General features: G+C 43.5%; 5 protein-coding genes. All 5 read right to left on the bottom strand.

The genetic code is table 11. The features are described 5' to 3' along the window. Nucleotides 1-125: 125 nt before the first annotated feature. A complete protein-coding gene (locus L2764_RS23795; protein WP_248942849.1) occupies nucleotides 126-524 on the bottom strand; it encodes a hypothetical protein in 399 nt (132 codons plus the stop codon). Next, nucleotides 502-1050: a hypothetical protein gene (locus L2764_RS23790; RefSeq protein WP_248942847.1), complete on the bottom strand. Its 549-nt coding sequence runs from the start codon at nucleotides 1048-1050 to the stop codon at nucleotides 502-504. Before L2764_RS23790 ends, L2764_RS23795 begins: the two co-directional genes overlap by 23 nt. A gap of 107 nt (nucleotides 1051-1157) precedes the next feature. Further along, nucleotides 1158-1307 (bottom strand): hypothetical protein, encoded by a 150-nt coding sequence (locus L2764_RS23785; RefSeq protein WP_248942845.1) that lies wholly within the window; start codon nucleotides 1305-1307, stop codon nucleotides 1158-1160. Between the two features lie 204 nt (nucleotides 1308-1511). Continuing rightward, entirely contained in the window at nucleotides 1512-1976 is a 465-nt protein-coding gene (locus L2764_RS23780) for a hypothetical protein (protein ID WP_248942843.1), read from the bottom strand. Beyond that, a complete protein-coding gene (locus L2764_RS23775; RefSeq protein ID WP_248942841.1) occupies nucleotides 1966-10047 on the bottom strand; it encodes an FG-GAP-like repeat-containing protein in 8082 nt (2693 codons plus the stop codon). Before L2764_RS23775 ends, L2764_RS23780 begins: the two co-directional genes overlap by 11 nt. Nucleotides 10048-10196: the final 149 nt, after the last annotated feature.

The raw sequence follows: 10196 nt of genomic DNA, 5'->3' as shown, positions 1-10196 counted from the left end.
CGGTGCGCCAAGTCAGCGAAATAAGCTAAAAAAGGCGAGTTGGGACGATGATTACAGGGCAAAAGTTTTCTTTGGTTAATTATCCGACAAAGTATGCTCCCGCCCTGGTCTTAATTAATCCTTGGTTATCCGTTTCGAGGATTAACAAATTGTAAGTCAAAAAACTGTCTACAATCCTTATAAAAAAGATAATTATATTTAGTTCCTTCCATTTTCCTGCCCAATTTATCTAACAAATTAGTCCGATATTTCTTATCCAAAGGTTCATTTTCTTGTTTGCCATATCGTTCAATAAGTAAACATAAATTATTAATATCTGCACTTTTCTCTGTTTTTATTTGTAAGTTTTCAGAAGAAAAAAAGCGCAAATAATCATCGATACGTTCATTTTTACAGCTACCACCTTCTACATGCAAACAATAAGCTAATTCAATCAACTGTTTTTGAACATCATTTTGATTATTACAAGCTACTAATAATGATACAATAAGAATTGATAAATTAATTCTGACCATAAACTTCATTGATAAACCCTCCATTAATAACTTGACTTCCATTCATTTGAATATTCATTACTTCGGTAATATTAGATCCATAATTAAATGCACCTGAAGCCATTTGATAATCACCCACTAATTTCCCAACTATTGGCCAAGCACCAATTGCTGAAAGTGCTGCGTCCCTAATCTTCCCGGTATACGTTCCATGTATACTTCCTATCGCTTGATTTTTTACCTCATTAACAAAATAGCTATTTGCTTCTCCCGATGCAAAAGTTGAAAACTTACTTAGTGCGTTTATCTCCATTTCCAAACCGGAAGATGAATTATTCCACAAATTTGCATCGACACTTAAGGCATACTTTTTAAATAATGAGTATTCATATGGATTAGATTTTTTAAAGTCAGACAAAAATTCACTACTATAATTTTTGCTAACTCGATCCCATAGTGTTTCTCTGCCTAATTCCTTCAAACTCTTCCCAGCCTGATTCATCAAATACTGCATCGCGCCCATTCTGGCACCGTTAGCAAACTTACCGCCACTCATCGCTGAAGCTGTCCCCCCAATTGCAGCCGAAATGATCGTCCCACCGACAATTTCACGGGTTTTTAAGTTGGCACCGCTGGGTAAAAAGGCCCCGCCCGCCCCTTTCGTTACCCCCGCTGAGATAAAGCCATGACCCCTATTATCTGTCTATAAAGAGTGCCGCCCATTAATTCAGCCGAAATGCCGCCGACCATGGCATGGGAACCAATTTGTGCCACCACTTGCCCCGAGGTTAACAGGTTGCCGCCAAATTCCACAAAGGCATCTTTAGCCCATGACTCGGGGTCTTGGCTGTTTGCTCAATCTCACCCAGAGCAAAGAATAAGCAGAGGACTTGCACCTCCACCTTCTTGAATAAGCGCCTACCGATTTATCTCGGCGCACTGGCTGTCAGATATAGACTCTTTAATGATGGTTGTCTATGTCACGTTTGTGGGTGTCTTGGTTAATTTCTACTCTTCCTAGTTATTTCTCTTTGGTTTGTAATAAAATACAAACCAAACCATTGTTGCATTGAGAATGGACCATAAAGTAGCCTGATAAAGGCTAATATTGTTTAGTAATAATGCTATTGTCATAATAATCAATATGTGCAACGGATGGATCTTAATAAAAAATTTCCGTAAAAAATAAATACCACTAAAAAAATAAAATAACATAAAAATAAAAAATGACATAAAAAACATATACCTAGATTCATTAATTCTATTGGTATCATTTTTCCATTTTTCAGCTGCTTTTCGCAATTGATCTAATTCTTCAAGGGATATGGTTCCTTTTGCAGACATTTTTAAATAATAATCTCGGTATTCAGATTGCTGATTTTGCATCACATCACTTACCGTTATATTTGCCATTTTCACTAAAGTAAATACGAAAATCAAACACAATGTATACTTAAATACAATTGAACTATTATTTATCATTACCTAATACTCCACCATAAGCATTATTACAATTAACAATACAAGCTCTAAAGTCTATAATAGAGGAACCTGTCGAAACACCTATAGGTTCCCAAAATTCTGATCCCGTAACTGACGTAGGGGTCCCTATATGTGTAATATTAGAATTATACTCATATACCCCAGTTCTTGTTTCTACTGTTGTATACTCTGTTTCAACCATTTCCCACTGCTCATAAAGCTCATAATCTTGTACTAAAAGCTCAAAACTTATTAATAAAGATCCTCTCTTCAAAGCATAATCAATGAGGGGACCACCAGCCGATATTCCAACCCATTCAGACTCTCCAGACTTCATATTTTTTATTACAGATTGACCACCCTTCATCACTCTTCTAGCCGTTAATTTCTTAAATTTAATAGTATGCCCCCCCCGCAAACTCTCATTCGCCTGATTCATCAAATACTGCATCGCGCCCATTCTGGCACCATTGGCAAACTTTCCACCACTGAGTGCTGAAGCTGTCCCCCCAATCGCAGCCGAAATCACAGTCCCTTTAATAATCTCTTGAGTTTTAAGGCCAGCGCCTCCCGCAAGAAAGGCGCCGCCCGCCCCTTTCGTTACCCCCGCTGAGATAAAGCCATGACCAAACTTACCCCCCATTAACTCTGCCGAAATGCCGCCGACCATGGCATGGGCGCCAATTTGCGCAGCCGCTTGCCCAGAGGTTAACATGTTGCCACCAAATTCCACCAAACCATCAATCATGCCTTGTTCAGCAGCCGAACTGCCCGCATCAACAATGTCTGCAATATTCAAATCAGATGCGGTGGTAAAATTCTCACTAATGCCTTGCAAGGCATAACCCGCGGCGGCGCTGATCGCCCCCACCTTGATACCTGATGATAAACTGCCTGTAGCCACAAAATTCGCATGACCATTATACAAGGCGCTGCACCACACTTGGCAAAATGGCACAAAATTTAATGCGGTACTGATCACCGTATTAAGATACGGGACACTATTTAAAAATTCATGTGCCGCCCACGCTCCCGTGATCTTCATCACCCCTTTAAACAATTTCTTAAAAAAGTACCCGCTGGGATCGGTGGCATTCAGCGGATTATTGAGCACATAACTATAAGCGTTATAACTTTGTAAGTTGCTGGGCGACTGCACTACAGGATCGGCCTGTAACATGCGGCCTAGCGCGGCATCATACATGCGGCCATTCATGTGAATGATGCGCTTATCGCCGTCGATATCGACGGGCTCGTGGCCGGTATATCCACGGGTGTTAGCCGATATTTCTGCCAGTAATACCGAGGATAACGCGGTACGCTCATAATGCGCAATGCGCTCGGCTTCTGTTGGATCGATTTCCGTTTGCTGACCGAAGACATCGTAGCTAAAGCGTTTAACTAACTCGCCGCTGTCGTTGGTAATGGCGATGACTGAGCCGAGATGATCTTTATACAACCAGCGCAGCATGGTATTGCCATTACTGTAATAGGTTTGCATGGCATCACCTAAGTAACGCTTAATGTAAGTTTGCGGCTCACTGCCTTCAAAGTTATTACTATTATTAACGCTAGCGGCTTTTATGGTGAGTTCTAAATTGCCCACATAAAAGATGGTGCCCGTGCTATCGACCCGCTTAAAGCGCTTATTGTTGGCATCATAACTAAAGTCGGTCTCTTTACCATCCACATTAATGTGAGTGGCTTTATTGCGGCCACTGTAGGTAAATTCACGCCACGCGCTGCCTCCTTTTTTACCCCAGATTTGATTGCCATTGGCATCATAACCATAGGTTTCGGTAGCCTCGCCTGCTTTTGAGCGACTCAGCACGCCATGTAGTGGACCATCTAACGGGCCAGCGCTATCGGAGTAATAACCTAGCTGCCAACCTTCTTTCTCGGTCAACTCGCCATTGTTATGATATTGGTACTGCTCAATACCATTGACGCGGGTGATGCGATTGAGCTCATCGTACTGGAACGTTTGCTCATTGGATGCCGCCAGCTGCCTCGAGGTTAAGTTGTTGAGACTATCGAAACTGTAGCTGTCGGTTTGAATATGGTTACCACTGCTAATGCCATTTAAGCGCTTGGCATTATCGTAGCTCAATGTCATGGTTCGATTGCCTTTTTTATACTCGGTCAATAAGCCATCTTCATTAATATTGACAATTTCATGATAAAAACGCCCAGCGCTGCCCTCTCTTGCCTCTTGCTGCTTAAGTACTTGGTTATTTTGGTAGTGCTGGCGCAGACCGCGAGCCTCAATAAAGCTGCCGTCATTTTTACGGCGATAATCATCAAATTGCTGGAACACGCGGCCATATTCATCGAACTGGCTTTGCTGAATAACGCAGCGGCTGTTGATGGGATCGTAAAGGGATTCCCCTGTGATGCGTAAATCATTGGTTACATTATTGAAGGCCACATTGGCGCTACAATCGTTAGTGCCGTCAAGGTTGGTGAGGCTGGCGACACTGCGACCTAAATTATCGTAATAAAAGTGCCGTTGCCAACTGCCTGTTTTCTCCGAAAGCAGTCTGTGCTTATTATTGCCTGTGCCATAGGTCCAAAACATGTCTTCTGAGACCACATCACTGGTACCGGTGATTTTTTGCTGCACTTTGCGGCCAAGATTATCGTAATAAATATTAGTGATAACACCACGGGCATCGGTTTGCTGTGTCAACTGACCTAACGCATTGTACTCGTATAACCAATCACCGCGATTTTTATCTTGCATGCCGGTTTTACGGCCCAGCTTGTCGTAATCAATATGGCTTAGAATAATGTCATCGACATCGGAATGCACTGTTTCAAGGGCGCCAAATACATCATAGGTATAGGTTAAGCTATTGCCTTGCTCGTCGGTGACTTGATATTCTTCCCCGAGGGCATTATACCGAGTGGTTTTGGTTTGCTCGCCGCCGGGAATATCACCCGATAAGGTATTGGTTTGCACTCGGCCACTGGTGCTTTGGCTAGTAGTAATGCCGGTATTATCATCCACACTGGACACTACTCTATCGAGTGCATCGTAAGTACTGGTTACCGCGTCTAACCCTGGATCTGTGACCGAGGTGACTCGACCATATTTATCGTGAGTTTGCTCCCTAGTGTGCCAGCTGCCGAGTACATTACGGCTTGACTCTTTATAGCCTCTGCCTGCCTTGTCGATATATTGCTTTTTAAGCGCGACGCCATTAATTGATGTCACCGCCATGGTATAACAATCATTAACCGCTTCATCACAGGCCTTATTGAGCTTAGTTTGCTGGGCGCCCGACGGACTGTAACTGGCGACCTCTGAGCCAAAGGCATCAAAAACTGCTTGAGACTCGACACCATCGACATTGACCGCCTGTGTGGCCTGCCCCAATGCATTTCGGCTGATGACTTGCGATGCCAATATGCCATTTTGATGGGTTTTAACACTATAGCGGCCCGCTACGTCAAACTCGGTGCTGCTGGTGCGGGATATGGCCTCATCACACATGGCGTCGTTATGCACGGTTTTTTGAATGGCATTACCATGAGCATCGTAAACGTAATCGGTGATGAGCTTAGTATTACAGTTACCTTCTGGCTCAATGATTTCTTGGTTTAGCATGCCATTATCTTGATAACTAAAGCCGCTGGTACGCGTGACACTCACATCCCCTCGGCTATGTGTCACACTGGCCAAACTTAAACGGCCAAAGCGTCTTTGGTCTTCAATGCTACCATAAGTATTGCTGTTTTCAAGGCGCGATAAACTGTTCGCTTTAAGGCTCTCATTAATGGCACTTGTATTGCTTGTATGGATAAGATTCTCATCCATTTCGACAAATAAGCTAGGATCAAAAGACGCATAATGGCCAGTTTTACTGCTTAGCACATTGGCATATTCATCTTGCACTGTGAGCAGTTGCTGACAGTTATAACTACTGACATCCACACTTAAACCTACGATGGTATCTACATTGGCCTGACAATCGCGGCTTTCTTGCTGGTATACCTGATAACGGGTATAGCCTTGGTCTAACGCGTGACTTTGACTGACATAGCGGTTCTCCGCCATGGAAATGACAGTACCCGCCGCCTTTTTAATGGTTTTTAACGGCATACCTATAAAGGGGAAGGCTTGAGCGTATTGCGTTTCAGTAATAAAGCTAATGCCGCCTTTTTCCATTTCAGTTTCAATGGCTGCAAAGCCTAAATTCCCACGGCCAAATATGGCTCGTGCGCCATGATAACGGTAATTGACTGTTACTGTATCATTTACTGTGTTGGTGGGGGCATCTGTGGTGACGGATTTAACTAACGTCCCCGCACCTACAATATTCATGGTTCTAAAAGCCTCATCTTGCTCAGCCATTCCCTCTGGTAAGCCACTGGCCTTAGTATAAAGCGAAGACTCAACCATAGAGGCATATTCGATATGGGTTTCGATGCCCGTGCCTGTGGTGACTGATGACAGTAACCCTGGATACTTAACGCGACTACCGCCGTGGTACAGCTTTAAACTTTGTGAAGCTTGATTGTGCTCTTTATAAAGGAAATCTAAAAAGCCATCACTGTCGGCATCGGTAAAGAAACCGTATTCCATTTTATTCGGATCGAAATTCGGATCTGTTGGATCATCGGTAGGCGGCGAGAAACTCCAATCACTGATCGGTGTGGCTACACGATTGAACCCTCCTGTGACTGCCCCTCTTGAAATAGATTCATTATGGCTCCACTCATAACGGTACCATTTATTATCTGATGCATCATGGAAGACTAACTCAGTCCGGCCATCGCCATCAAGATCCCCCCCAATTGGCGGAATAGAACCAGATAAATTAGCATTGCTTTCAAAATCATCGCCTTTAACAAACTCTTTTCCAGTATTTAAGTGGTATTGCCAGCGCTCAGTCGTTTCGTTAAACAATACAATATCACTCAAACCATCACCATTTAAATCCATTGGTGTCGCATGTTTACCTTTTACGTAGATACTGTCATAGGTTCTGGCTGTATAGTGAGTAAACGTACAAATTGCGTTATTCCTATCACCGCGCCGACTAAAATCACGCAAGCATAAGGGATCGGTCGATGACATCTCTTCGGTGTTATTAGTGAAAATATATAAATTACGGTTATCTTTACCCCACAATAAAATATCAGCGAGACCATCTTGATTAACATCACTGCTTTGCCAACCTGAATTTATATGCGGTACAAGTGTAGTGTGCTCCCCCAGTATAATTCCCGTACCACGTAAATAAGCTTGTTCATTTTGACTCCACATATAAACGGTGATACTCGGCGTATTTTGAGTGAACGGATCTTTGGTTTCAATGATGTCATTGTAACCATCACCATTAAAATCCATCACTTTCATGTCAATGCCCAGATTAAGGGTACCTAATAAGGGCAACATTAATGCCTCAGACAATGTACCATCTGCCAGCACGTCAAACTGCTGCCAACGTGCATTATCCCTGTCATTGTCAGTATTGACTAAGAAATTAATGAGACCATCACCATCCGGATCGGTGGGCACTAACTTTGCGTTAGTTTTTAAATCTCCAGCAATATCAAATCCACGACACGACACTTCAGGATTATCTATACTGCCCAAACACAGCATAGCTCTCTTGGATGTCACATGGGTTAAGGTCACCAGATCACTGATCCCATCGTTGTTGGCATCCAGTACTAAAGCCACTCTTAAATTATCACCTTCAGGTGTGGTAATATTTTTTCGCCATGAGAGATCATGATCGCTTTGATTGAACACATCGCGATAATTAAATTTCACTGGCTGCTTACAGACATTGTTTAGGCCGCATTCGGTGATGCTGGTTAATTGCCTTTGAGCAATATCATTGTTAATAAAATCCAATTGATAATTGCGAATGAGGGTATTATGATGGGAATATACCTTCACCTCAGATAACTGCGCTTTTTGCACTAAATGTGCCGTTTTTATATAAACACTGCTTCTTATTGCACTTGTGTCCGTGTAATTAAGCTCAACTCTATTACCGCTATAATTAACTGCCGACAATACCTTTTCATTTTGCCCTTGTTCATCATAGGTATAATCAATTTGATTACTACTTTGGCGTAAATTATCTTGCGAATAGGCAATCAACCAAGAATGTGTGGCATGTCGCACAGCGCTATCACTAACAATTAACAATAAATTAAGCCTACTGTTTGCTGTTGCGCCATACACAGACAAGCTTTTATCTTTGGCTTCCACCTCAAATGAATCATCACTCTTATAAGTGATAACTAACTGACTGTCTATTTCAGTGACATATGTCGAGTCAGGTTGACCTTGCTCACCGGATTTAAGCAATAAACGTTGGCCGTCGAGACAAAAATTATCGTTTTCATCAAACTCAACGGGTCTGACAACCCCATCAAGCAAACGTGTGCTACCACAACGGCTGATCGCCGACATACCTTGCAGATCCCAGCCCATTCCCGCAATGCCTTCACGGCCTTGGCTGTTATAGGCTAACCCTAATGACGGTTTCACTCCGGCTTTGCCTGTCGGTAAACTAAAAGGCAAGCTATAGGTGGCGGCGCCGGACTCGTTAACTCTAAACTCCCCTGCGGTTAAACCAAATTCTGCCGAGGTATTGATTTCATCTTGACTTGGCGGCGAAAACTCAGCGACAGATTCTGGTGCGGCAAGCGGCTGAATAGGCGCTTCAACCATGCTGTCACCGGCTTCAACGGCCACTTCATTTGACCATTGGCTGCAAATTTGCGCATGCATACAGGCTTGCACTCGATACTCATAACGCCCTGATGCTTTAACTAACCCCAACTGGGTATGGGCATGATTATTCGAGACGAAGGTGGCAGGCTGGCCGTTCACGCTTTCTGTGATGCGATAAAAGATTTGTTCGCTAGATGTGGATGGGTTAATCGCCTGCCAGTCAAGGGTAAAATCACCTAGTGCAGGCTCAGATGCGCTTAATAGCGGCGTGTCTAATAATACATCTTCAGGATCGAGTGGATTAAAACCCAGTTCAATTTCGACACTGTCACTCACACCATCGCCGTCTGAATCACTATTTTGATTACAGTTACAGTGATCGTAAAATACGCTCGTTACCAGTGAAACTACATTTTCGCTGTAGACTACATACTCATCAGTTTGCACTAATGCATAAGCCACTTCACTGCGCGGTACGCCTGTTAATAGAAGCTCAACCCATTGACTGCGGCTCAAACCTCCTGCCTGTGTTTTTTCAAGCTCTGAGGGGAATAAAAAGGCAAATAAACTATCAACAAACTCAGCGGATGTTTGCGACAACGCAAAACGCTCCGCACCTTTGTTTGAGGTTAAAAATGCGGCAGTAATTTCATTGGTGCTCATGCCTGAATCATAGGCATAGGCAAAAAAGATTAATTCAGCGCGAGTGGGGGCACGGCCTAATAAACCATAGAATAGACCCGCGAAGCTGCGAAGCGGGACATTGGCCGTTTCAGGTATTTGCCAATCGGGTACATTCGATAAATTGGTTTGAATCAGTGAGCGGTCAATATCTTGCCAGCGCAGTGCAAACGGCCCGATTTGATGGCGATTAATGATATGCAATTGATCATCTTCGGTAGTGACATGTAAGTCACCATTGCTGAAGACTTGCGGCGCTTGCTTAACCCCTTCAAGCAGCGGATACATGAAGTGCTCTTCACCTGTATTGGCGTCGAGGCCATACAAACCACTGACATCATTGCCGCTATTATTGGCATCAATAACGGTATTGTTTGCGACTACGCCCACATAGAGTAACTGCTGCAATTCATTATTTTGATACGGATTAGCCTCTGTTAATAAGGTGGCCTTGGCATGAATCTCTCCTCGCAGCCGAGTTTGCCAGATGATCTTGGTCAAATAATCTAACTTATACATGTGACGGTTTGTGGCGCCGATATAAATCACGTCATTGGCATTAATGTCTTTATCTAATGTTGGCGCTGCGGTAATACTGACGTCCGCAGGCGTATCTGCGGGTAAAGTAAACGGCCAACGATTGAGGTTTTGACCGTCTTTTAGTGCATGCACCGATTGCCTCGAGCTCACATACACCACTCCATCACGACTGACCGTTGGACTGGCATTAGTTAACTTACCTCCGGCAAAGCCGGAGGCTTATTTGGGTGACGCCCTAAAAGGGCTTAAGTCCGTGCCCAAGGCACTATCTACATTCCGAGTGTTAATTGATCCCGATG

This window comes from Shewanella surugensis (assembly GCF_023284005.1).
GTDB classification, from domain to species: domain Bacteria; phylum Pseudomonadota; class Gammaproteobacteria; order Enterobacterales; family Shewanellaceae; genus Shewanella; species Shewanella surugensis.
Note: the sequence above shows the minus strand (reverse complement) of the source record. Positions and strands in the feature narration are given on the sequence as shown.

Excerpts from the sequence above, each read along its gene's own strand:
- L2764_RS23795 (WP_248942849.1), bottom strand. The coding sequence starts at position 524 with ATGAAGTTTATGGTCAGAATTAATTTATCAATTCTTATTGTATCATTA.
- L2764_RS23790 (WP_248942847.1), bottom strand. The coding sequence starts at position 1,050 with ATGAGTGGCGGTAAGTTTGCTAACGGTGCCAGAATGGGCGCGATGCAG.
- L2764_RS23780 (WP_248942843.1), bottom strand. The coding sequence starts at position 1,976 with ATGATAAATAATAGTTCAATTGTATTTAAGTATACATTGTGTTTGATT.